The 23,899-nt window shown below is 64.6% G+C and carries 23 protein-coding genes; 15 read left to right on the forward strand and 8 right to left on the reverse strand.

Going from position 1 to position 23,899, the window contains the following annotated elements; genetic code table 11:
* The first annotated feature begins 2 nt into the window (after window positions 1–2).
* The 6 genes from N436_RS02905 to N436_RS02930 all read left to right on the forward strand — a co-directional run bounded on the left by N436_RS02905 (window position 3) and on the right by N436_RS02930 (window position 7,410).
* Entirely contained in the window at window positions 3–1,007 is a 1,005-nt protein-coding gene (locus tag N436_RS02905; protein ID WP_105945174.1) for an iron ABC transporter permease, read from the forward strand.
* A complete protein-coding gene (locus N436_RS02910; protein WP_110740385.1) occupies window positions 995–2,032 on the forward strand; it encodes an iron chelate uptake ABC transporter family permease subunit in 1,038 nt (345 codons plus the stop codon). Before N436_RS02905 ends, N436_RS02910 begins: the two co-directional genes overlap by 13 nt.
* Window positions 2,033–2,295: 263 nt before the next feature.
* Window positions 2,296–2,778, forward strand: a complete 483-nt coding sequence (locus tag N436_RS02915; protein WP_019098738.1) for a formate dehydrogenase subunit gamma — start codon at window positions 2,296–2,298, stop codon at window positions 2,776–2,778.
* Window positions 2,772–4,331 carry an NADH-quinone oxidoreductase subunit NuoF gene (locus N436_RS02920; RefSeq protein WP_110740386.1) on the forward strand — a complete coding sequence of 520 codons (1,560 nt, stop codon included), beginning with the start codon at window positions 2,772–2,774 and terminating at the stop codon, window positions 4,329–4,331. The genes N436_RS02915 and N436_RS02920 overlap by 7 nt, the downstream gene beginning before the upstream one ends.
* On the forward strand, window positions 4,328–7,210 hold the full coding sequence (gene fdhF / locus N436_RS02925; protein WP_110740387.1) for a formate dehydrogenase subunit alpha: 2,883 nt from the start codon (window positions 4,328–4,330) through the stop codon (window positions 7,208–7,210). Before N436_RS02920 ends, fdhF begins: the two co-directional genes overlap by 4 nt.
* Window positions 7,207–7,410 carry a formate dehydrogenase subunit delta gene (locus tag N436_RS02930; RefSeq protein WP_105945170.1) on the forward strand — a complete coding sequence of 68 codons (204 nt, stop codon included), beginning with the start codon at window positions 7,207–7,209 and terminating at the stop codon, window positions 7,408–7,410. Before fdhF ends, N436_RS02930 begins: the two co-directional genes overlap by 4 nt.
* A gap of 135 nt (window positions 7,411–7,545) precedes the next feature.
* On the opposite strand, the gene N436_RS02935 is transcribed toward N436_RS02930, so the two are convergent.
* Window positions 7,546–8,409 carry a universal stress protein gene (locus N436_RS02935; protein WP_110740388.1) on the reverse strand — a complete coding sequence of 288 codons (864 nt, stop codon included), beginning with the start codon at window positions 8,407–8,409 and terminating at the stop codon, window positions 7,546–7,548.
* A gap of 157 nt (window positions 8,410–8,566) precedes the next feature.
* Here N436_RS02935 and N436_RS02940 point away from each other — a divergent pair, with 157 nt between their 5' ends.
* Window positions 8,567–9,184, forward strand: coding sequence for a tRNA-(ms[2]io[6]A)-hydroxylase (locus N436_RS02940; protein ID WP_016714954.1), 618 nt, complete (start codon window positions 8,567–8,569; stop codon window positions 9,182–9,184).
* 22 nt (window positions 9,185–9,206) lie between these two features.
* Here N436_RS02940 and N436_RS02945 read toward each other — a convergent pair whose 3' ends face one another.
* Window positions 9,207–9,527: a YqjD family protein gene (locus tag N436_RS02945; protein WP_060500479.1), complete on the reverse strand. Its 321-nt coding sequence runs from the start codon at window positions 9,525–9,527 to the stop codon at window positions 9,207–9,209.
* Window positions 9,528–9,656: 129 nt separating this feature from the next.
* Here N436_RS02945 and N436_RS02950 point away from each other — a divergent pair, with 129 nt between their 5' ends.
* The gene (locus N436_RS02950; protein ID WP_060500481.1) at window positions 9,657–9,920 is read left to right on the forward strand and encodes a hypothetical protein; all 264 of its coding nucleotides are present in this window, start codon (window positions 9,657–9,659) and stop codon (window positions 9,918–9,920) included.
* A gap of 17 nt (window positions 9,921–9,937) precedes the next feature.
* Here N436_RS02950 and N436_RS02955 read toward each other — a convergent pair whose 3' ends face one another.
* On the reverse strand, window positions 9,938–10,420 hold the full coding sequence (locus N436_RS02955) for an LEA type 2 family protein (protein WP_110740389.1): 483 nt from the start codon (window positions 10,418–10,420) through the stop codon (window positions 9,938–9,940).
* Between the two features lie 134 nt (window positions 10,421–10,554).
* On the opposite strand from N436_RS02955, the gene N436_RS02960 reads away from it, so the two are divergent.
* Window positions 10,555–11,679 carry a sigma-70 family RNA polymerase sigma factor gene (locus tag N436_RS02960; protein ID WP_110740390.1) on the forward strand — a complete coding sequence of 375 codons (1,125 nt, stop codon included), beginning with the start codon at window positions 10,555–10,557 and terminating at the stop codon, window positions 11,677–11,679.
* Between the two features lie 168 nt (window positions 11,680–11,847).
* Window positions 11,848–14,274, forward strand: coding sequence for a TonB-dependent receptor (locus N436_RS02965; RefSeq protein WP_110740391.1), 2,427 nt, complete (start codon window positions 11,848–11,850; stop codon window positions 14,272–14,274).
* A gap of 114 nt (window positions 14,275–14,388) precedes the next feature.
* On the opposite strand, the gene N436_RS02975 is transcribed toward N436_RS02965, so the two are convergent.
* On the reverse strand, window positions 14,389–15,279 hold the full coding sequence (locus N436_RS02975; protein ID WP_110740392.1) for a LysR family transcriptional regulator: 891 nt from the start codon (window positions 15,277–15,279) through the stop codon (window positions 14,389–14,391).
* Window positions 15,280–15,381: 102 nt separating this feature from the next.
* Between N436_RS02975 and N436_RS02980 the strand changes: the two genes are divergently transcribed.
* From N436_RS02980 to zapE, 5 genes are all read left to right on the forward strand, one after another.
* Entirely contained in the window at window positions 15,382–16,461 is a 1,080-nt protein-coding gene (locus tag N436_RS02980; RefSeq protein WP_105945165.1) for an extracellular solute-binding protein, read from the forward strand.
* Window positions 16,462–16,486: 25 nt separating this feature from the next.
* On the forward strand, window positions 16,487–17,452 hold the full coding sequence (speB, locus tag N436_RS02985; protein WP_105945164.1) for an agmatinase: 966 nt from the start codon (window positions 16,487–16,489) through the stop codon (window positions 17,450–17,452).
* A 223-nt stretch (window positions 17,453–17,675) separates the two neighbouring features.
* Window positions 17,676–17,993, forward strand: a complete 318-nt coding sequence (locus N436_RS02990) for a hypothetical protein (RefSeq protein WP_110740393.1) — start codon at window positions 17,676–17,678, stop codon at window positions 17,991–17,993.
* A 22-nt stretch (window positions 17,994–18,015) separates the two neighbouring features.
* A complete protein-coding gene (locus N436_RS02995) occupies window positions 18,016–19,167 on the forward strand; it encodes a PQQ-dependent sugar dehydrogenase (RefSeq protein WP_105945162.1) in 1,152 nt (383 codons plus the stop codon).
* Window positions 19,168–19,314: 147 nt separating this feature from the next.
* Window positions 19,315–20,421 (forward strand): cell division protein ZapE, encoded by a 1,107-nt coding sequence (gene zapE, locus N436_RS03000; RefSeq protein WP_105945161.1) that lies wholly within the window; start codon window positions 19,315–19,317, stop codon window positions 20,419–20,421.
* Window positions 20,422–20,450: 29 nt separating this feature from the next.
* Here zapE and N436_RS03005 read toward each other — a convergent pair whose 3' ends face one another.
* From N436_RS03005 to yegQ, 4 genes are all read right to left on the reverse strand, one after another.
* Window positions 20,451–21,449 (reverse strand): alpha/beta fold hydrolase, encoded by a 999-nt coding sequence (locus N436_RS03005; RefSeq protein ID WP_105945160.1) that lies wholly within the window; start codon window positions 21,447–21,449, stop codon window positions 20,451–20,453.
* 75 nt (window positions 21,450–21,524) lie between these two features.
* Window positions 21,525–21,962, reverse strand: coding sequence for a YqaA family protein (locus N436_RS03010; RefSeq protein WP_105945159.1), 438 nt, complete (start codon window positions 21,960–21,962; stop codon window positions 21,525–21,527).
* Window positions 21,962–22,390 carry a DUF411 domain-containing protein gene (locus tag N436_RS03015; protein ID WP_105945158.1) on the reverse strand — a complete coding sequence of 143 codons (429 nt, stop codon included), beginning with the start codon at window positions 22,388–22,390 and terminating at the stop codon, window positions 21,962–21,964. Before N436_RS03015 ends, N436_RS03010 begins: the two co-directional genes overlap by 1 nt.
* 77 nt (window positions 22,391–22,467) lie before the next feature.
* On the reverse strand, window positions 22,468–23,802 hold the full coding sequence (gene yegQ / locus N436_RS03020; protein ID WP_060500503.1) for a tRNA 5-hydroxyuridine modification protein YegQ: 1,335 nt from the start codon (window positions 23,800–23,802) through the stop codon (window positions 22,468–22,470).
* Window positions 23,803–23,899 lie beyond the last annotated feature (97 nt).

A 23,899-nucleotide genomic window follows, 5' to 3' on the forward strand; every position in this document is an offset into this window, starting at 1 on the left:
CCATGGCCGGCCAGACCTTGCGTCCTGCACTGCTGGCGGGGCTTTTGTTGCTGTTGGTGGCGGCGTTGGCCAGCCTGTTGATCGGCTCTCACCCGATTGCCTTCGGCGTGGTGTTCGATGCCCTCTACCAACCCGACCTGCATAACGACGAGCACCTGATTGTGCGTGAGTTACGCGTACCACGCACGCTGGTGGCGTTGCTCGCCGGGCTGGCGCTGGGTGCGGCGGGCACCTTGATGCAGGCACTGACCCGTAATCCGTTGGCCGAGCCTGGGCTGCTGGGCGTCAATGCTGGCGCCGCGCTGGCGGTGATTCTCGGCGTTGCGCTGTTTGGCCTGACCCAGGTCAGCCAGTACATCCCGCTGGCCTTCCTCGGCGCGGGCATTGCCGGTATTGCCGTGTTCCTGCTGGGCCAGGCGGGGGCGGTGGACGGCAACCCGGTACGCCTGGTGCTGGCCGGAGCGGGGCTGAGCATGCTGCTGGCTTCGCTCACGGCCATCCTCGTGCTCAACACCCCGCCGCAGGTCTACGACCATTTCCGCAATTGGGCGGCAGGCTCGTTGGCGGGCAGCAGCACAGCTGCATTGCCATTGCCGACCTTGGCCATCGCCTTGGGCTTGGCCTTGGCCGCAGCCTTGATGCCACGCCTCAATGCCTTGGCGCTAGGCCGTGATCTGGGCCGGGCGTTGGGTGTGAATGTGCGCATGACCTGGGCGCTGGCCTGCGTGGCGCTGATGCTGCTGGCCGGCAGCGCGACGGCAATCGCCGGGCCGATCGGTTTCGTCGGCCTGGTGGCACCCCACCTGGCACGCTTGCTGGTTGGGCCCGACTACCGGCGCATGCTGCCGTACGCCGCGCTGATCGCTGCCCTGTTGCTATTGGGCGCCGACCTGCTTGGCCGCGTGCTCGCCGCGCCGGCAGAACTGGCCGCCGGCACCCTGGCGCTGTTGCTGGGTGGGCCGGCCTTTATCGTACTGATCGGCAGGTTTCGTCTATGTCAGCTGTAAAGGGTTTGCGGGCGTTCAGGCGCGGGCCTGTCAGCCTGCGTTTCAGCCCCCGGGCGGTTTGGGTTGGCAGCGCACTGGTGCTGCTGGTGATGGCGCTGGCGGTGCTGCTGCTCGGTACGGGTAGCCTGCCGATTGGTGCGGACCAGGTATTGGCCAGCCTGCTGGGGCAGGGCGACAGCGAGACGGTGCAGCGCATTGTTACCCGCGTGCGTTTGCCGCGGGTGCTCACGGCAATGCTGGTGGGGGCCGCGCTGGGCATGGCCGGGGCGATCTTCCAGTCAATCGCCCGTAACCCCCTGGGTTCACCCGATGTCATCGGTTTTACCACTGGCGCCGCGAGTGGAGCCATCGTGCAGATCATCCTGTTCGATGCAGGCCCCGTGGCCACGGCCTTGGCGGCGGTGGCTGCCGGCATGCTCACGGCGCTGCTGGTGCTGCTGTTGGCCCGTCGCGGGCAGGGTGGCCAGGGTTACCGGCTGGTACTGGTGGGCATCGGCATGGGCGCCACGCTGTCGGGCTTGAACCAGTTGCTGCTGGTAACCGGCGACCTCGACCAGGCGCTGTTCGCCCAGCTGTGGCTGGCCGGCTCGCTCAATACGCGTACCTGGGCCCATGTGCTGCCCGCCGCACTGGGGCTGGCGCTGATCGTGCCGGTAGCCGTGCTGCACAGCCGTGAACTGGCGCTGATGGAGATGGGCGATGGCACGGCCAGCCAGTTGGGGGTGGCGGTGGAGCGTTCGCGGTTGCGCTTGGTACTGGCTGCGGTTGGCCTTACGGCAATTGCCACTGCTGCGGCCGGGCCGATTGCCTTTATCGCCCTGGCCGGCCCGCAATTGGCACGGCGGCTGACGCGTACAGCGGGGGTGCCGCTTGTGTGTGCTGCCTTGATGGGCGCGGCGTTGCTGCTGGTGGCCGACTGGCTCAGCCAGCGCCTGGCGGCCACGGCGCAATTGCCGGTGGGGCTGGTGACCGGGGTTTTGGGTGGGTGTTACCTGCTGTGGTTGATCACAGCCCAGCGACGTTAGCACCCACACAAGCAGACTGCGCAGCTGCAGAAAACGCTCGCGTCGGTTTCAGGATGCGCCTGGTCGTTCGCACGCAACCTCCTGGCGCCACAAGTGCCATGCTTGCAGGATGCCTTCGGACCAGTGCACGCAGATGCACGGCCGTCGGCAAGGAGGCCGCCAGACCGCGCAACCGTGACGTGGCCGGCGCGCCGCAGCAGAACACGCCGGACACCTGCCCCCACAATAATTCAGGCAGGGTCCGTGATGCCGAGGTCCGCTGTATGCCTGATGAATTGCTCCACCTGCCCGTTATCCAGCGCATTCTGGCCCGTGACAAGGCTACCCCAGGCGCCTTGTTGCCGATCCTGCATGCCATCCAGCACGACATCGGTTATATCCCCGATGCAGCTGTTCCCGAAATCGCCCATGCCCTGAACCTCAGCCTGGCCGAGGTGCGCGGGGTGATCAGCTTCTATCACGACTTCCGCACCACGCCGCCTGCGCGCCACACCTTGCGCCTGTGCCGCGCCGAGTCGTGCCAGAGCCGTGGCGCCGAGGCCCTGGCCGCGCAATTGCGCGAACAGCTGGCACTGGACGACCACGGCACCAGCGCCGACGGCGCCATCAGCCTGCGCCCGGTGTACTGCCTGGGAGCCTGCGCCTGCTCGCCGGCGCTGGAGCTGGACGGCCAGGTGCATGCGCGGCTCACCCCTGAGCGCCTGCGCGCATTGGTCAACGGTTGCCGGGAGGACGCAGCATGCTGAAGCTCTATATCCCCTGCGACTCGGTGGCCCGTGCTGTCGGGGCCGACCAAGTGGCTGATGCCTTGCAACGCGAGGCCGAGCGTCGCCAGCTACCGCTGGATATCCAGCGCACCAGTTCACGCGGGCTTTACTGGCTGGAGCCGCTGGTCGAGTGCGACAGCGCACAAGGGCGCCTGGGTTTTGGCCCGGTCACCCCGCAGGAGGTGCCTTCGCTGCTCGATGCCCTGGCCGGTGAGCCCGGTGGCCACTCGCTGGCGCTGGGGCCGGTCGAAGACATTCCTTACCTGAAAACCCAGCAGCGCCTGCTGTTCGCCCGCGCCGGTATCACCCGCCCGTTGTCGCTGGACGACTACCGCGCCCAGGGTGGTTTCGCCGGCCTGGAAGCTGCCGTGGCAATGGGCGGCGCCGATGTGGTCGCTGCCGTGCTCGATTCCGGCCTGCGTGGCCGTGGCGGCGCGGCGTTTCCCGCCGGCATCAAGTGGCGCACCGTACGCGACGCCGGGGCCGGGCAAAAGTATGTGGTGTGCAACGCCGACGAAGGCGACTCCGGTACCTTCGCCGACCGCATGCTGATGGAAGGCGACCCGTTCCTGTTGATCGAAGGCATGAGCATTGCCGGCCTCGCTGTGGGCGCCGACAAAGGCTACATCTACGTGCGTTCGGAATACCCCGATGCCATTCGCGTGCTTGACCAGGCCTTGGCCATCGCCCGCGATGCCGGCTATCTCGGCACTGACGTGGCCGGTAGCGGCCAGTCTTTCGACCTGGAAGTGCGGGTGGGCGCCGGCGCCTATATCTGCGGCGAAGAAACCGCGTTGCTCGAATCCATCGAAGGCAAGCGGGGCATCGTCCGCGCCAAGCCTCCACTGCCCGCGCTGCAAGGGTTGTTCGGCCTGCCGACGCTCGTACACAACGTGCTCACCTTGGCTTCGGTGCCCATCATTCTGGCCAAGGGGGCGGCGTTTTACCGCAACTTCGGCATGGGCCGTTCGCTGGGCACCATGCCGTTCCAGCTGGCCGGTAATATCCGCCAGGGCGGTTTGGTGGAACGCGCATTCGGCCTGACCCTTCGTGAACTGGTCGAAGGCTATGGCGGCGGCACCGCCAGTGGCCGACCGCTGAAAGCTGCGCAGGTCGGTGGCCCGCTCGGCGCCTGGGTACCGCCCAGCCACTTCGACACCCCCCTGGATTACGAAGCCTTCGCCGCCATGGGCGCGATGCTTGGCCATGGCGGTGTAGTGGTGGCCGACGACACACTGAACATGGCCAGCATGGCGCGCTTTGCCCTGCAGTTCTGCGCTGAAGAGTCCTGCGGCAAATGCACCCCGTGCCGCATTGGCTCCACCCGTGGCATGGAAGTGGTCGACCGGTTGATAGCAACGACTGACTTCACCGAACGCCACGACCAGGCCCTGTTGCTGCGCGACCTGTGCGACACGATGCAGTACGGCTCGCTGTGTGCCATGGGCGGCATGACCGCCTACCCGGTGGCCAGCGCCCTCAAGTACTTCCCCGCCGATTTCGGGCTGACCACCACGGAGGCCGCGCAGTGATCAATTTCTTCGACCCCGCTTCGGATAAAAGCAGCGACCTCGGCACCCCGGCCCGTGACAGCGACGTGCAGGTCAGCCTGAGCATCGATGGCCGTGCCATCAGCGTGCCCGCCGGCACTTCCGTCATGCGCGCTGCCGCCATGCTCGGCACCAGCATCCCCAAGCTCTGCGCCACCGACAGCCTTGAAGCCTTCGGCTCGTGCCGCATGTGCATGGTGGAAATCGAAGGCATGCGCGGCTACCCGGCGTCCTGCACCACGCCTGTCAGCGAAGGCATGGTGGTACGCACCGAAACCCCACGCCTGGCTGGCCTGCGCCGCAACGTGATGGAGCTGTACATCTCCGACCACCCGCTGGACTGCCTGACCTGTTCGGCCAACGGCAACTGCGAGCTGCAGACCGTGGCTGGCCAGGTGGGCTTGCGCGAGGTGCGCTACGGCTACGACGGCGCCAACCACCTGGCCGAGAAAAAGGATGTTTCCAACCCGTACTTTGACTACGAACCCAGCAAGTGCATTGTGTGCAGCCGCTGCGTGCGCGCCTGCGAGGATATCCAGGGTACCTTCGCCCTGACCATTACCGGGCGCGGTTTCGAGTCGCGGGTGGCGGCGGCGGGCGGAGACAACTTCCTGGCTTCCGAGTGCGTCTCCTGCGGCGCCTGTGTGCAGGCTTGCCCGACCGCAACCCTGACGGAAAAAAGCCTGGTGCAGCTTGGCCAGCCTGAGCGTTCGGTCATCACCACCTGCGCCTATTGCGGTGTCGGTTGTTCGTTCCGCGCCGAAATGAAAGGCGACCAACTGGTGCGCATGGTCCCGGACAAGAACGGCGGCGCCAACCATGGCCACGCCTGCGTCAAAGGCCGTTTCGCCTGGGGCTACGCCACCCACCCGGACCGTATTACCAAGCCGATGATCCGCAAGCGGCTGGAAGACCTGTGGCAGGAAGTGAGCTGGGACGAGGCGGTGACGTATGCCGCCAGCGAGTTCCGCCGTATCCAGCTCAAGTACGGGCGTGACTCGATTGGCGGTATCACCTCCAGCCGCTGCACCAACGAAGAAGCCTATCTGGTGCAAAAGCTGGTGCGCACGGCGTTCGGCAACAACAACGTCGATACCTGCGCGCGGGTGTGCCATTCACCCACCGGCTATGGCCTGAAGCAGACCCTGGGTGAATCGGCCGGCACACAAAGCTTCGATTCGGTGATGCAGGCCGACGTGGTGCTGGTGATAGGTGCCAACCCCACCGATGCCCACCCGGTGTTCGGCTCGCAGCTCAAGCGCCGCCTGCGTCAGGGCGCGCGGCTGATCGTGATCGACCCACGGCGCATCGACCTGGTCGACTCGCCCCATGCCCGCGCCGAGCTGCACCTGCAACTGCGCCCGGGCACCAACGTGGCGATGCTCAACGCCCTGGCTCATGTGATCGTCACCGAGGGCCTGCTGGCCCAGCGCTTCATCGATGCGCGCTGCGAAACAGAAGACTTTGCCCGCTGGCGTGACTTCGTCAGCCTGGCAGACAACGCCCCTGAAGTGCTCGGCCCGGTCTGCGGCGTGCCCGCCGAACAGATCCGTGCCGCTGCCCGGTTGTATGCCACAGGCGGCAACGCGGCAATCTACTACGGCCTGGGCGTGACCGAGCACAGCCAGGGCAGCACCGCAGTGATGGGCATCGCCAACCTGGCCATGGCCACCGGCAACATTGGCCGTGAAGGGGTAGGGGTGAACCCGCTGCGCGGGCAGAACAACGTGCAGGGCTCGTGCGACATGGGCTCTTTCCCCCATGAACTGCCGGGCTACCGGCACATTTCCAACGAAGGCGTGCGTGCCGAATTCGAGCGCGCCTGGGGTGTGACCCTGCAGCCTGACCCAGGCCTGCGCATTCCCAACATGTTCGAAGCCGCGCTGGACGGCAGCTTCAAGGCGTTGTACTGCCAAGGTGAGGACATCGCCCAGAGCGACCCCAACACCCAGCATGTCACGGCGGCCTTGCACGCGATGGAATGTGTGGTGGTGCAGGATATTTTCCTCAACGAAACGGCCAAGTTTGCCCATGTGTTCCTACCGGGTAGCTCGTTCCTGGAAAAGGACGGCACCTTCACCAATGCCGAACGGCGCATTTCGCGGGTGCGCAAGGTGATGGAACCGTTGGCAGGCAAGGCGGACTGGGAGGCGACCGTGGCCTTGGCCAACGCCTTGGGCTACCCGATGAGCTACCGTCACCCGTCCGAGATCATGGACGAGATCGCCCGCCTGACGCCGACCTTCCGCCGCGTCAGCTATGCCGAAATCGACCGCCACGGCAGCTTGCAGTGGCCGTGCAACGACGCCGCACCCGATGGCACGCCGACCATGCACATCGACCAGTTCGTGCGCGGCAAGGGGCGCTTCATGCTGACCGGTTACGTGCCCACCGACGAGAAGGTCAACAACCGTTACCCGCTGTTGCTGACCACCGGGCGCATCCTTAGCCAGTACAACGTCGGCGCCCAGACCCGCCGTACCGGCAACGTGGCCTGGCATGACGCCGACCGCCTGGAAATTCACCCGACCGATGCCGAAAGCCGTGGCATCCAGGACGGTGACTGGGTGGGTATTGGCAGCCGCGCCGGGCAGACCGTACTGCGTGCCAAGGTCAGCGCGCGGGTCGCACCGGGCGTGGTGTACACCACCTTCCATTTCCCCGAGTCGGGGGCCAACGTGATTACCACCGACAACTCCGACTGGGCAACCAACTGTCCGGAATACAAGGTAACGGCGGTGGAAGTGGTGAAAGTGTTCCAGCCGTCGCAGTGGCAGAAACGCTATCAGGACTTCAGTGACGAACAGCGGCGTTTGCTGAAGGAGCGCCGCACAGACGAGAAAGCCGAGGTGCGCCGATGAGCAGCGACAACCTGGTCAAGATGGCCAACCAGATTGCCCATTACTTCGACAGCGAGCCGGACCGGGCCTTGGCGGTACAAGGGGTGCGGCAGCATTTGCAGAGCTTCTGGACACCGGCGATGCGCCGGCAGCTGGCGGAGTGGATCGAAGCCAATGCGGGGGAGGGGCTGGACCCCAAGGTGCGGGAGGCGTTGACCTAGCTTCTGGTGCTGATTGGGGCTGCTGCGCAGCCCATCGCCGGCAAGCCAGCTCCCACAGGTATTGCACATGACTTGAGGCCAATCGGGTCGATGTGGGAGCTGGCTTGCCGGCGATAGGGCCGTGACAGGTTAAATTCAGCCTCGGGCTAACTCGGCTTGGTGGGCGATGGCCTCTTCACTCTTGAGCACCAATACATCGCCTTCCAGAGCATCCAGCACCACCTCCGAAGTATTCCCAATCAACGCCCCGGTAATCCCGGTGCGGCACACCGTCCCGATCACCGTCACCACCGCCCCCAGCTTCTGCTCGGTATGCGGGATCAGCACGTCCGCCGGCCCTTCGGCCACATGCAAACGCTCTTCGCTAATGTCGTACTCCGCCTGGAACGCCTTGCACGCCTCGCGGTAGCGCTTTTCGATGGTCTCGCTCAACTGGTAAGCCGGGTCCGACGCCGACAGCATCGGTGACGGATGGGCGCTGATGACATGCAGTTCACCCTTGGCCAGTTTGGCAATCTCGAAGCCATGGTCAATGATGCTGGCATGCAGGCGGCGGTGATCCTCGTCCTGGTTGCCCACGTCCACCGCCGCCAGGATCACGCCACCCGTCCAGGGCCGCTCACTCTTCACCATCAGTACGGCACACGGGCACTGGCGCAGCAGCTTCCAGTCGCTGGGGGTGAGCAGGGCTTTTTTCAGCGGGTTGTCCGGGCGGTGCTCTTTGATCACCAGCTCGCAGCCCTCGGCCTGTTGCACGTAGATGATGGTGTCGTGCAGGTTGCCGCGCCAGGCCTCTTCATGGGTGACATTGTCGTAGCCGTCATCGTGCAGCTGACTACTTAACAGGCTCAGCAGCGCATGGTGGTCATGCCGTTTGTCGCACATCAGCAGGTGCAGGCGTGCGCCGGTCACGCCGGCAATCAGCTTGGCCCGGGTCAGCGCCCGGCCGTGGGCGTGCTCGGGGTCGAGGACGACGAGGATGCTGCGGACGGCTTGCATGGGCGTTAGCTCCCTTCAAAGGTGGCGACCAATGCCTGACTATAGACGGCGCGCCCCCCGCTGGCGCTTGATGTACATCAAGAAGCATAGTCACTGACGCCGCCCGCCGCCGCCGCTATAATCGCCGGCCCTGCCTGTTCTGTGTGGTTGTACGCTTATGTCCCTGATCCCCGAAATCGACGCCTTTCTTGGCTGCCCGACGCCAGATGCCTGGATCGAAGCGGCGCTGGCCGACCAGGAAACCCTGCTGATCGACCACAAGAACTGCGAATTCAAGGCCGCCAGCACGGCCTTGAGCCTGATGGCCAAGTACAACACCCACCTCGACCTGATCAACATGATGTCGCGCCTGGCCCGTGAAGAGCTGGTGCACCATGAACAGGTGTTGCGGCTGATGAAGCGCCGTGGCGTGCCACTGCGCCCGGTATCGGCGGGGCGCTATGCGTCGGGGCTGCGCCGCCTGGTGCGCGCCCACGAGCCGGTCAAGCTGGTGGATACGCTGGTGGTGGGGGCATTTATCGAAGCACGCAGCTGCGAGCGCTTTGCCGCGCTGGTGCCGCACCTGGATGAGGAGCTGGGCCGCTTCTATCACGGCCTGCTGAAAAGCGAAGCACGCCATTACCAAGGCTACCTGAAACTGGCGCACAACTACGGTGATGAGGCAGACATCGCCCGCCGCGTGGAGCTGGTGCGTGCCGCTGAAGTCGAGCTGATCCAGTCACCGGACCAGGAACTGCGCTTCCACAGCGGCATCCCGCAAGCGCTGGCCGCCTGATTCGCACCAGGCGGCCCAGCCGTCAGTTGCGCCGGCCCAGCAGCAGGCCCACCACCAGGCCAAGGCCTGCGGAAATGGCCACGGTCTGCCACGGATGGCCACCAATGTAGTCCTGGGTGGCGTCCACCACCGGTTGCGCCTTGCTGCGCATATTGCTGGCCGCCTGGCGGGCCTGGCGCAGCTTCAGGTTGACCTGCGCGCGTAACGTTTCTGCTTCGTCGCCCACCAGGGCGGCGCTGTCGTTCAGCAGCTTTTCCGATTCTTCGATCAGCGATTGCAGTTCGCTGAATACCTGGTCCTTGATCTGATCGCTGTCTGCCAGTGCGGCGTTTTTCCGGGCCATGAACTCGTCCTCGTCGATGGGGTGGTTTGAACAATGGATGCCGCCGCGTCGGGAAAGTTGCGCCGGCTTACCGATGTTGCGTTGCCTGGGTGTAAGATAGCGGCCATTTTCAAACCTGCAGGTACCTTCATGAGTTTCAATCTGGCCAACATGAGCTTCGAGGAACGGGCGCAGATCGAGGCAGAGAAGGCGCGGTTGTTCGAGCTGTGGCAGAACAACCTGGGCAAGGCCAAGGGCGAAGCGGCCCGGCTGATTGCCGAAAAACCACGTCGCAAGGGCAAGTGGGCCGAATGGGTACGCGCCGAGCTGGACGGCATGACGCCCCCCGAATACGCCAGTATGGTGCGCAGCGAAGTCAACAAGCTGATGGCCGCCGCCAGCGCCAGCCGCTGAACACAATCCCCAGGTGCTTACCAGTAGGCGCCCTTGGGCAGGTCCAGCTTGCCCTCGTCGGTAAAGCGCACAGTCCCCAGCAGCCCACCGGCCAGCTTGCCGCGCAGCTTGTAGGGCAGGCCCTGCAGCGAGTCCACCTTGCCCAGCCCATAGGCCTGGCGCAGGAAGGAAAATGCCGTGATGCTTACCGGCACCACGATCACCGCCTCGTCATAACGGCCGATGTGCCCTTGCTGGTCGCTGACCCCGGCGGCCAGCGGCTGGCCGTTCACTTCCAGGTTGAGGGCAATGCCGTTGTAGTCGATGGGCGATTCGTTGGGGTTTTGCACCCGCATTTTCACGGCCATGCGCAGTTCCAGTTCCTGGCCGGGCAACGGTTCGATGCCGATCACGCTGATGTTGACCGGGTCACGTGGCTGGAACAGTGCGCACGCGTTCAGGCCGTAGGCCATCAGTAGCACAAGCATTAACCGGGTAAAGCGGTACAGGCGGGCAGTCATGAGGGCGACCTTGCCAGAGTGAGCGAAGTGTCAGTGTGGCAAATGCAAGTGGGCGTTGAAAGTGCCCCACGGGATGAAAGATACTGTTTCTCATTAACGCCCGATAACTCCTCCTACTGGCTGTTCCAAAACCCATGCTGACGTCACCCGTGTCGGGGCTGCTGGCGAGTTTCCAGGAGCACTACGACGACCTGCTGCAGTTTCTGACCCGGCGCATGAGCGACCGCCAGCGCGCCGCCGACGTGGCCCAGGAAACCTACCTGAAGCTGGTCAAGATCGATGAGCAAGCGCTGCCGGTGCTGCATGCGCGCAGCTTCATCTTCCGCGTGGCCGGCAACCTGGCGATCGATGCCTTGCGCCGCGAACAGCGCCTGGCGGCCAGCCATGACGACTGTGACGGGGCAGCGGAACTGGCCTGCCCGGCGCCAGCACCCGAGGCGATGTTGCTGGCCCGGGAGCGCTTGCAAATTCTTGACGATGCGCTGCTGAAACTGCCCGACAATGCCCGCCAGGCGTTGTTGCTGAACCGCGTCGAAGGCCTGACCCAGGCGCAGATTGCGCAGCGGCTGGGGGTTTCCGAGAGCATGGTGGCCAAGTACATCGGCCAGGCCCTGCGCCATTGCCGCGACTGGCTCAAACAGGCGGGTGTGGCGGCCTCCGTGGTGTTGCTGGTTGCCGCGATGGTTGCTTGGCAACAGGCGCCGATGCTGCTGGCGGATTACCACACCGCAGTGGGCGAGCGGCAGGTGATCACCCTGGCAGATGGCACGCGGGTGACACTGAACAGCGCCAGTGCGCTGAGCGTCGTGTTCAACGAGCGCGAACGCCGGGTGGTGCTGGATGCCGGTGAGGCCCTGTTCGAGACCGCTGATGAGGCGCGGCCGTTTGTGGTCGAGACGGGGGGTGAGCGTGTGCAGGGTGGTGCAGCCACGTTCAGCGTGCGCCGCGATGGCCGTGTGGTGCTGGCGCGTGGTGAGGCCAAGGTTGGCGAACGTTCATTGGTGGTAGCGGCCGATGCCGGAACGCAGATGGCCTGGCAGCGCGGCAAGCTGATCTTCAACGGCAAGCCGCTGGGGCAGGTGTTGGCGGAACTTGAACGATACCGGCATGGGCGGATTGTGCTGTCCGATAGCAAGCTGGCGGCAATGGAGGTGAGCGGGGTGTTTGACCTTGACGAGCCTGAGGCGCTTTTGCGCACGCTGGAGCAACGGTATGGCCTGAAGGTGACCTACCTGCCGTGGTTGGCCGTGGTTCACTGATCCGGCAGTGCCGGCCTCTTCGCGGGCAAGCCTGCGAAGAGGCCGGTACAGAAATAAAAATATTTTCCATTTGCCACTGCAAGTTCCTGCAAGCCAGATCGTCGTAGTGGGACTGATCAGCAACCCATTCTCATTTACGACTTGTCAGGAAGCTCATTCGTGCCTCTGATGCTCAAGCCCCTGCACCGCCGTCGCGGTTCACTTCACCATGCCCTGATGTCCTGCAGCGCCTTGGCCATGCTGGCCGGCCCGCTGTCGGTATGGGCGTCGACCGCTGCCGACCAGGCCCAGGTCCAGGCCCGCCAGGTTCAGCTCGACCTGCCAGCCCAGCCGCTGGACCAGGCCCTGACTGCCTTCGCCGACCAGGCCGGCCTGCACCTGCTGTACACCACCGGCGATGTTGCAGGCCTGGCCAGCCCTGCGTTGCACGGCAGCTACAACGTCGAGCAGGCCCTGCAGCAGTTGCTGGCCGGCAGCGGCATGGGCTGGCAGTTCAGCGATGCCCGCACGGTCACCCTGCGCAAGGCCGAGGCTGCGCCGCAGGCGGTCAACCTCAAGCCGATCGAGGTCAGCGTGGCCTCGCGTACCAGCACTGCAATCAGCGAAATCCCCGGCACGGTCTGGGTGGTCGACCAGCAGCAATTGCGCGAACAGATCGACAGCGGCGTCAGCCTGAAGGAAGCCATCGGCAAGCTGGTACCCGGCCTCGACCTGGCGCCGGAAGGGCGCACCAACTACGGCCAGAACATGCGCGGGCGCAACGTGCTGGTGATGATCGACGGGGTCAGCCAGAACAGCTCGCGTGGCCTGTCGCGCCAGTTCGACAGCATTTCACCGTTCAACGTCGAGCGTGTCGAAGTATTATCCGGTGCCAGCGCCATCTACGGCGGCGGTGCCACCGGCGGCATCATCAACATCGTCACCAAGAAGGGCGAGCCCGGCCCGGCGCGCTTCGAAACACAGCTGGGTGCCAGCAGCGGTTTCAACAACAGCGATGACCTGGCCACCCGCTTCGCCCAGTCGATCAGCGGCGGCAACGAACGGGTCAATGCCCGCCTGGGTATCTCCGGTGAGCAGAACGAAGCCTTCTACGACGGTGCCGGCGACCAGATTTTCATCGACAACACCCAGACCGACCTGCAGTACAACCGCACCCTCGATGTGCTCGGTACCTTGGGCCTGCAATTGAACGACCAGCAGAGCCTCGACCTGCTGGCCCAGTACTACGACTCGGGCAACCACGGCAGCACGGGTATCTACTTCCCCAACCTCAACTACAACGCACCGTCCGACCTGGAAGATGCCGAACTGCGCAGCGGCTACTCGTCCGACCTGGAGCCGCGTACCCGGCGCCTGCTGCTCAACGCCAACTACCACCACACCGATGTGCTGGGCCAGGACTTCTACCTGCAGGCCTCGTACCGCAAGGAAGACGACAACTTCTATCCGTTCCCGTACTACAACCGCGCCACGCCCACCGGCTCGCGCGGGGTGTACTTCGCCGCCTCGCAGCAGAACTTCGAGGTCACCAGCCTCAAGGGCCTGTTCGCCAAGCAGTGGGACACGCTGAAGCTGACCTACGGCGTCGACCTGGACCGTGAGCGTTTCAACGCCGAGCAGACCACGTTCAATGCCCTGACTTCGTCCGAGTCGGGCGGTCTGGAGATGGAGAAGGACAGCAAGGCCCCGCGCTATCCCAGCTACCGCGTCGATGGTGTATCGGTGTACGCCCAGCTGGACTGGCATGCCACCGACAACCTGACCTTTTCCGGCGGCGCCCGCCGCCAGCAAATGGACGTGGACGTCAGCGATTTCAAGGGCGTGCCGGGTGGCAGCAACGACTACCAGGTCAACCTGTTCAACGTCGGTGCCATTTACGACTTCAAGAACGGCCATCAGGTGTGGACCAACTACGGCGAAGGCTTCGACCTGCCGGACCCGGCCAAGTACTACGGCAAGCCAGGCCTGAGTGTGGCCGACAACCCGCTGGCCGGCATCAAGAGCCGCCAGGTGGAACTGGGCTGGCGCTATGCCGACCTGGATTGGGATGCTCAGGCGGCGCTGTACTACATCTGGTCGGACAAGATCATCAACGTCGATTCGCAAACGCTGACCATCAACGTGGAAGAGCAGAAGAGCCGCGACTTCGGCTTTGAAGGTGCGCTGACCCGGCATTTCCAGACCGGCTGGGAGGCGGGCGGTACCTTGCACCTGACCCGCTCCGAGGAAGAGGCTGCCGACGGTGGCTGGATCAAGCGTGATGCCCGTTATGCCTCGTTGTCCAAGGCCACTGCATTTGTCGGCTGGAAGGGCGATGGCCGCAGTGCGCGGCTGCAGGCCAACCATGCCTTCAGCCTGAAGGACGATGCCGACCACGAGATTGACGGCTACACCACCTTCGACTTGCTGGGCAGCCAGGACACCGGCTTCGGCACCTTCAGCGCCGGCATCCAGAACCTGCTAGACAAGCAGTACAGCACGGTCTGGGGGCAACGTGCGACGTTGTTCTATTCGCCGACTTATGGGCCGGCGTACCTGTATGACTATCAAGGGCGTGGGCGTACCTACACCTTGACCTGGAGCATGGCTTACTGATGGTTTTCGCCTGAACCGGCCTCTTCGCGGGCTTGCCCGCTCCCACAGGTACTGCGCCGCTTTCAGCACCTGTGGTGAACTTGTGGGAGCGGGCGAGCCCGCGAAGAGGCCGGTTCAGGCAAACGCTGCCAGCAAATCCTGCGCAAACGCCTGTTGGGCCTCACCCTCCGCCTGTGCCCGGTGCCGAGCCAGGGTAAACGGCACCACAAAATCCAGCCCCGGGTCCAGCGCCCACAACAACCCTTCGGCTTCCCACTCCAGCGCACAATGGCGTGGCAGATAGCCAATATGCCGCCCCGACAAAATGAACGTCAGCACGCTCTCGATCTGCTCCGCCACGGCCATGCTGCGCCGGCTCTGAAACGGCTCGCCGCCTTTGAGAAACCGGTACGGGTGGCAGACCTGATCCATGTCCAGCAGCTGCTCATGTTCAACGTCCTTTACACCAAACAGCACATGCTTCTTCCCGCAGTAAAGCCGTTGTCGCTCCTCGAACAGTGGCTGGTAATCAAAGGCCGCCTGGTTGCCGGAGAAGTAGCTGATGGCATAGTCCAGCCGCTGCTCCAGCAACAGCCGTTCCAGCTCCGCTGGCGGCGCACTGATCAGTTCCAGTTGCACTGCTTCCTCACGCGTGCGGAATGCCGAAATGGCTGCGGCCAGTTTAAGGCTCACCGCCTTGTCCTGGTTCTCCGCCATGCCGATGCGCACGGTCCCCAGCAACCGCCCGGCAACCCCATTGGCCTGCTGGCGAAACTGCTCGATGTTCAGCAGCAGCCCGCGCGTCGCCTCCAATAGCAACGTGCCTTTCTCCGTGAGGTGAAAGCCACCCTTGCCCCGGCTGCACAGGCGATAACCCAGACGTGCTTCCAGCTGTGCCATGCGCTGGCTGATGGTGGGCTGGCTCAGGCCCAGCACGCCTTGTGCGGCGCTGAAGCCGCCGGCCTCGACTACAGTGACGAACAGCCGCAGCAGGTGCAGGTCGGGGTCGTGCACTTGTCCGAGCATTACATTGCTCCTTTTGAATGTCAGCTTTGCAAACTTGCCATTCCTGCAATGTAACCCGGCTGGCATGCTCGCGGCATCCACCCATTTGCCGAGGTGTCCGCCATGCGTCGATCGTTGTGCCTGTTGTCCCTGGTTCTGGCCTTGCCGCTGCAAGCCGAAGAAAAGGTCGTCAACCTCTACAGCTGGGCCGACTACGTTGCCCCGCAAACCCTCAAGCGCTTCGAGCAGGAAACCGGCTACAAGGTGCGCTACGACACCTTCGACACCACCGAAGTACTGGAAACCAAGCTGCTGACCGGTGGCAGTGGCTACGACGTGGTGGTGCCATCGTCGACCGTACTGGCCCGGGCGCTGAAGGCCAACGCCCTGCAACCGCTCGCCCCCCAGGCCATGCCCGGCTACAGCAACCTCGACAAGGACCTGCTGGCCAAGCTTGCCGAGGCCGACCCCGGGAACCGCCACGCTGTGCCGTACACCTGGGGCACCTTGGGCCTGGGTGTGAACGTGGAAGCGGTGCGCCAGCGCCTGGGTGATGTGCCGCTGGACAGCCTCGACCTGCTGTTCAAGCCCGAATACGCCAGCCGCCTGAAGGATTGCGGCATTGCCATGCCCGATTCACCGCAGGAGGTGATTGGCGTGGCCCTCAACTACCTGGGCAAGGACCCGTACAGCCAGAACAAGGATGATCTGGCGGCTGCGCAGCGCCTGCTGAGCCAACTGCAACCCTCGATCAGCTACGTCGCCAATGGCCGGCAGATCAGCGACCTGGCCAATGGCAGTGTGTGCCTGGCGCTGACCTACAACGGCGATGCGGCGATGGCCGCCGACCAGGCGCGCCGTGCCGGCAAGCCGTTCGAGCTGATTTACCGTATCCCCCGCGAAGGCACGCTGGTGTGGCAGGACAACCTGGTCATCCCCAAGGACGCCCCGCACCCCGAGGCAGCGCGTGCGTTCATCGCCTTCATGCTCAAGCCAGAGTCGGTGGCTGCGCTGACCAACACGCTGTTCTTTGCCAACGCCAACCAGGCGGCCACGCCGCTGGTGGACGAAGCGGTGCGCAACGACCCCGACATCTACCCGCCGGCCGAAGTGCGCCAGCGCCTGTTCGCCGACCGCAGCATGGCGCTGTCCGACCTGCGCCAGCGCAACCGCCTGTGGACGGCCTTCCGCACCCGGCAATAACCCATAACAACCCAGGAGCCCGACCGTGGACCAAGCCGTAAGCAATGACCAGGCGATGACCCGCGACAGCCTGTACGGCACTGCCGCAGAAAGTACCTACGCCGGCATTACCAGTTTCTCCCGCCGACGCTACAGCCGCGACCTGCGTGGTGTGGATGTGGTCGTCAGCGGCGTGCCGTTCGATACCGCCACCAGCAACCGCCCTGGCGCACGCTTTGGACCGCGCGCGATCCGCGCCGCCTCGGTGCAGCAGGCCTGGGCCCGGCACTGGCCGTGGGCGTTCGACCCGTTCGACCACCTGGCAGTGATCGACTACGGCGACTGCGCCTTCGACAGTGGCACGCCGCAGTCGGTGCCGGACAGCATCGAGGCCCATGCCGAGCACATCTTGCAGGCGGGTTGCGCCATGCTCACCTTGGGCGGCGACCACTTCATCAGCTACCCGCTGCTCAAGGCTCACGCTCGCCGCCATGGCCCGCTGGCGCTGATTCACTTCGATGCCCACAGCGATACCTGGCCGGACGAGGAGGGCAAGCGAATCGACCATGGCACCATGTTCTGGCATGCCGCCCGTGAAGGCCTGGTAGACCCGGGCAGCTCGGTGCAGATCGGCCTGCGCACCACCAACGACGACAGCCAGGGCTTTGCCATCCTGGATGCCCGGCAGGTACACCGTCAGGGCACCGAGGCGATCATTGCGGCGATTCGTCAGCGGGTGGGCGACCGGCCGGTGTACCTGACGTTCGATATCGACTGCCTCGACCCGGCTTATGCGCCTGGCACGGGTACGCCAGTGTGTGGCGGGCTGAGCACGGTGCAGGCGCTGGAGATTCTGGGCGGGCTGCGCGGCATCAACCTGGTGGGCATGGACCTGGTGGAAGTGGCGCCGGCCTATGACCATGCCGACATCACCGCATTGGCCGGGGCGACGTTGGCGATGGAGATGCTGTGCTTGTATGCGGCACGGCACAAGGTAGACAAAGGCCAGTAATCGGGGGCCGATTTGCGGCCCTTTCGCGACACAAGGCCGCTCACAAGGGTACGCGTTCCTTTGTGAGCGGCCTTGTGTCGCGAAAGGGCTGCATGGCAGCCCCAAGGTCCATACTGAAACATCAGGAATCAACTCCACCCGCATTCACACTTTTGCCGCGAACCCCTCGCGCCTTAGGCTATCAAAACCCCCAGGCGCGGCATTTTCGTACAGGAGGTGAAGCATGAACCCGTCATTGCCCATCCTGGCGCTTGGCCTGGCCTTGTGCCTGCCCGCGCACGCCGCTGCGCAGCCACCGTTGCAGCTCGCTGCCGGCAACAACAACCCCTACAACAGCCCGATCCAGCGCGCCAACCCCAACAGCCGCCAAGGCAGCATGCCCGCCGCGCCCCCCGTGCGTGGCCCGTCCACCGACCCGTACCAACGCACGCCCAGCCTGGACAACCGCGGCATTGGCAATGGCGACAACCTGCGCCGCCAGCAGCAAACCCCGAACCTGGAACCCACCCGGCCGCCGCGCGACAGCACGCGTGCGCCCTAAGCCCATACGAAAGGAATCCTGCATGCCCAGAGCAACCTGGCTAGCTACCCTGACTGCCGCCGCACTGATGCCCCTGCTGACACAGGCAGCGGCAGAGCAACAGTTTCGCAGTGAAGAGGGCACCTTGACGGTCAGCACCGTGGCCGATGGCCTGCGCAACCCTTGGGCTTTGGCTTTCTTGCCGGGTGGCAAGGACATGCTGGTGTCCGAGCGCGTCGGCAACCTGCGGCTGGTCAACGCCGAGGGCAAGGTCGGCCCGCCGATCAGCGGTGTGCCCAAGGTCTGGGCCGAGGGCCAGGGTGGCCTGCTGGATGTGGTGCTGTCGCCGGAGTTCGACAAAGACCGTACCGTATACCTGTCCTACGCCGAGGAGGGCAGTGACGGCAAGGCCGGCACCGCGGTCGGCCGTGGCCAGCTGTCCGAAGACCGGGCCCGGCTGGAAAACTTCAGCGTGATCTTCCGCCAGCAGCCCAAGCTGTCGGTGGGTAACCACTTCGGCTCGCGGCTGGTGTTCGACCGCAACGGCTACCTGTTCATCGCCCTGGGCGAGAACAACCAGCGCCCCACTGCCCAGGACCTGGACAAGCTGCAAGGCAAGATCGTGCGCATCCTTCCCGATGGTGAAGTACCCAAGGACAACCCCTTTGTAGGCAAGGACAACGTGCGACCGGAAATCTGGTCGTTCGGCCACCGCAACCAGCAAGGCGCCGCGCTCAACCCGTGGACCGGCAAGCTGTGGACCCACGAGCACGGCCCGCGAGGTGGTGACGAAATCAACATCCCCGAGCCCGGCAAGAACTACGGCTGGCCGATTGCGACCCACGGCATCAACTACTCGCTGCTGCCGATCCCCGAGGCCAAGGGCAAGCACGTCGATGGCATGGTCGACCCACACCATGTGTGGGAGAAGTCGCCAGGCATCAGCGGCATGGCGTTCTACGACAGCCCCACGTTCAAGGCCTGGGACCACAACCTGTTCATTGGTGCGCTGGCAACGCAGGAGCTGATTCGCTTGCAGCTGGACGGCGACAAGGTGGTGCATGAAGAGCGCCTGCTGGGGGACCTGAAGGCCCGAATCCGCGATGTGCGGGTAGGGCCGGATGGTTACCTGTATGTGCTGACCGATGACAAGGATGGCGCGTTGCTGAAGGTAGGCCTGGCCGACGGAGTCTGACACGGTCCTCTGTGGGAGCGGCCTTGTGTCGCGAAAGGGCTGCAAAGCAGCCCCGGCAATTCATGCACAGATGCAGAGATCCTGGGGCCGCGTTGCGGCCCTTTCGCGACACAAGGCCGCTCCCACAGAGTACATGTAGAATGGTGCATGGCTATCGAACCCCAATCCCTCTACCAGCAAGCCCTGACCACTCAGGGCTATGTCGCCGACCCTGCCCAGGCCCGCGCCGTCGAGGCGCTGCAAGCGTGCTTCCTGGCCGTCGAACAGGGCCGCTCCACCCAGGGCATCTACCTTTGGGGCCCGGTTGGCCGTGGCAAGACCTGGTTGATGGACCAGTTTCACCGCTGTCTGCGCATCCCCAGCCGACGCCAGCACTTCCACCACTTCATGGCCTGGGTGCATCAGCGCCTGTTCCAGCTCAGCGGCACTGCCGACCCGTTGTTGGCGCTGGCCCGGGAACTGGCCGGGCAGATCCGCGTGCTCTGCTTCGACGAACTGTTCGTCAACGACATCGGCGATGCGATCATCCTCGGCCGCCTGTTTCAGGTGCTGTTCGATCAGGGCGTAGTCATTGTCGCTACATCCAACCAGCCCCCTGAGCAGCTTTACCGCGACGGCTTCAACCGTGAGCGGTTCCTACCCGCTATCGGCGCGATCCAGCGGCACATGCAAGTATTGTCGGTGGCGGGCGAGCAGGACCATCGCCTTCACCCCGGCGCAGCGCGGCAGCGCTATTGGGTGGCAGAAGCGGGACAGGTCAGCCAGCTGGGGGAGGTGTTCCGCCAGGTCAGCCCGGACGCTGCAGGCAGTGACCAGCCGTTGGCCATCGGGTCCAGGCAGGTGCAGGTCGTGCGGCGCAGCGAGCAGGCTATCTGGTGCCGCTTCACCGACCTGTGCGAACAACCCCTGGCGGCCATGGAGTTCATGGCGCTTTGCGACCGTTTTCCGGCCATTCTGGTGTCGGGTATTCCGGCACTGGGCGGTGAGCAGCAAGCCGGGCGCATTGCCCGTGGCACCGAAGACGGCGCAGCGCGCGTGGTGGCGGGCGACCGTGAGTTGCCAGCACTGTCACCCAAGGACGATGCGGTACGCCGCTTCATCGCCTTGGTTGACGAATGCTACGACCGCCGGGTGGCGCTGTACCTGGAGGCAGAGGTGCCGCTTGAAAGGCTCTACACGCAGGGGTATCTGGCGTTCCCGTATCAGCGGACCTTGAGCCGGTTGCGGGAGATGCAACTCCAGCGGTTTGGCTGAAAGGTGCAGGGGCGCTAAGCGCCCCCGTTTCATTTGCCCAACCACTCCACCAGCGTGCGATTGAACCGCACGGGCTCTTCGATCTGTGGCGCATGCCCCATGCCTTCAAAGGTGATCAGTTCACCCTTGGGAATCAGCTTGGCCACCTGCGGCCCCAGCACTTCATACTTGCCCAGCTTCGCCTTCACGTCTGGCGGCGCAATATCACTGCCGATGGCGGTGGTGTCCTTGTCGCCGATCAGCAGCAGCGTCGGCATCTGCAGGTCCTTGAACTCGTGGTACACCGGCTGGGTGAAGATCATGTCGTAGATCAGCGCCGAGTTCCAAGCCACCGCTTCATGCCCCGGCCCCTTGTTCAGGCCCACCAGCATCTGCACCCAGCGTTCGTACTCCGGCTTCCAGCGCCCGGCGTAGTAAGTCTTGCGCTCATATTCGCGCACACCTTCGGCATCCAGCTTGAGCTCGCGGGCATACCACTGGTCCACGGTGCGGTAGGGCACGCCGAGGGCTTTCCAGTCTTCCAGGCCAATCGGGTTGACCATGGCCAGGCGTTCCACCTGCTGCGGGTACATCAGCGCATAACGTGTGGCGAGCATGCCGCCGGTGGAATGGCCGAGCACGATGGCCTGCTTCACGCCCAGTTGTTCAAGCAAGGCATGGGTATTGTTTGCCAGTTGCTGGAACGTGTACTGGTAATACGCCGGTTTGCTGGAGGTACAGAAACCGATCTGGTCGGGCGCGATCACACGGTAGCCGGCCTTGCTCAGGGCGTCGATGGTGGTTTCCCAGGTGGCGGCGCAGAAGTTCTTGCCGTGCATCAGCACTACGCTGTGGCCGTTGGCCTGGCCTTGCGCGGGGACGTCCATATAACCCATCTGCAGGGCCTGGCCCTGGGACTTGAAGTCAAAATGCTTGAGCGGGTGTGGGTAGCTGAAGCCTTCGAGCTGAGGGCCGTAGGTGGGTGACTCGGCGGCGATGGCCGGGCTGCCGACAAGGCAGGCCAGGGCCAGGGCGGTTGCGCGCAGCATGGGGGCACTCCATGTAGGGCCATGTAGGAATGGGCGACTTTAGCAGCCAGGCGCATGTCGGGAACGTGAAAGGTGTTACCAGGCGTGAAACCAGCCCAGGGTAATCATCGCCAGCACCGCATAGCGGCCAGCCTTGGCCAGGGTCACCAGCAGCAGAAAGCGCCAGAACGGCTCGCGCATGATCCCGGCGATCAGCGTCAGCGGGTCCCCGATCACTGGCATCCAGCTGAGCAACAGCGACCACTGGCCCCAGCGCTGGTAGCGCTGCTGCGCACGCGCCAGCTGGGCTGCGCTGAACGGGAACCAGCGCTTGTCGCGCAGGTGCTCGATGGCCCGGCCCAACAGCCAGTTCACCACCGAACCCAGCACGTTGCCCACTGTGGCCACCAGCAGCAGGGTCGCCCAGGCCTCGGGCTGGCGCAGCAACAGGCCGACCAGCACGGCCTCCGATTGCAGCGGCAGCAGGGTGGCGGCGCCAAAGGCGCTGAGGAACAGCGCCCACAGGCTGAGCATCAGTAGGTGGCGACCACGGTGTCCTGGCCATCCTGGGTCACGCCGATAACCTGGTAGGCGTCCTTGTGGTCACCCATTTCCATGCCTGGCGAACCCATGGGCATGCCCGGTACGGCCAGGCCCTTGAGGTCATTGCGTTTGGCCAGCAGGCGTACCTGCTCGGCCGGTACGTGGCCTTCGACGAACTTGCCGTCGATCACCCCCGTGTGGCACGACGCCAGGCGTGGTGCCACGCCCAGGCGTTGCTTCACCGCGCTCATGTTCGGCTCGACGTGGTCATTGACGGTGAACCCGTTGTCACGCAGGTGGCTGATCCAGGCCTTGCAGCAGCCGCAGTTGGGGTCACGGTAGACATCGATGGTCTCGGCGGCCTGGGCCAGCCCGGTGATGGCCAGCAGCCCCAGGGTCAGCAGGTGTTTGCGCAGCATGGTAAAGCACTCCTTCCAGCATTGGTTCAGCAGCATAGCGTAAGCGGCTGGCCGCTGAGTTGCACGTTACAGTACTGTCAGCTTGCTGCCTCGTCGGCACCGAGGTCGCGCATCAGCAGGGCATGCTCGAGCGCGACCTGCTCCGGAATGGGCAGGTACACCACATGGCCATCGCCCGGCGCCACCTCGATGGCCTGCTGCTGGCGGTTGCACAGGCGGTGCAGGTCGAAGTGGTAGTTGCCGCGCGGGGTCATCAGCTCCAGGTGGTCACCCACGGCGAAGCGGTTCTTCACCTTGACCTCGGCCAGGCCATCGACACGCACGCCGGTCAGCTCGCCAACGAACTGCTGGCGCTCCGAGACCGAATTACCGCGCTGGTAGTTCTGGTACTCATCGTGTACGTGACGGCGCAGGAACCCTTCGGTGTAGCCCCGTTGCGCAAGGGACTCCAGGTTGCCCATCAAGGTGCGGTCGAACGGCCGCCCGGCCACCGCGTCGTCGATGGCCTGGCGATACGACTGCACCGCGCGGGCACAGTAGAAGTGCGACTTGGTGCGCCCTTCGATCTTCAGCGAATGCACGCCCATGGTGGCCAGGCGCTCGACGTGCTGGATGGCACGCAGGTCCTTGGCGTTCATGATGTAGGTGCCGTGTTCATCCTCGAAGGCGGGCATTTCAGTGCCGGGGCGGTTGCTTTCCTGCAGCAGGAACACCTGCTCGGTCGGGGCGCCCAGGCCAAGGGTGGGCTGCACTTCGCGCACGATGTCGCCGGTGGCGTTCTCGGTGGCTGGCGTGGCGTCGTACTTCCAGCGGCAGGCGTTGGTGCAGGTACCCTGGTTGGCGTCACGCTTGTTGAGGTAGCCCGACAGCAGGCAACGGCCGGAGTAGGCCATGCACAGGGCGCCGTGGACGAAGACCTCCAGCTCCATGCCCGGCACCTGCTGGCGGATTTCCTCGATTTCTTCGAGCGACAGCTCGCGTGACAGGATGACCCGGCTCAGGCCCAGTTGCTGCCAGAACTGCACGCTGGCCCAGTTGACCGTATTGGCCTGCACCGACAGGTGCACCGGCATCTGCGGGAAGTGCTGGCGCACCAGCATGATCAGGCCGGGGTCGGACATGATCAGCGCATCCGGCGCCATGTCGATCACGGGCGCCAGGTCTTTGAGGAAGGTCTTGAGCTTGGCGTTGTGCGGGGCAATGTTGACCACCACGTAAAAGCGCTTGCCCAACGCATGCGCCTCCTGGATGCCCAGCGCCAGGTTGGCATGGTCGAACTCATTGTTACGCACCCGCAAGCTGTAGCGCGGCTGGCCTGCATAGACCGCGTCGGCACCGTAGGCAAAGGCATAGCGCATGGTCTTGAGGGTGCCGGCGGGGGCCAGCAGTTCGGGCTTGGCGGTCGGGTTCATGTGCGTACCGGGGCAAAAGGCGCGGATGCTAGGGCCGGCGCAAAAAGTGCGTATTGATTTGCATCAAAGGAGTGGTGGCACTTTTACCCAAGCGGCG

Origin of the sequence: Pseudomonas sp. RV120224-01b, assembly GCF_003208145.1 — a bacterium.
Lineage (GTDB): Bacteria > Pseudomonadota > Gammaproteobacteria > Pseudomonadales > Pseudomonadaceae > Aquipseudomonas > Aquipseudomonas monteilii.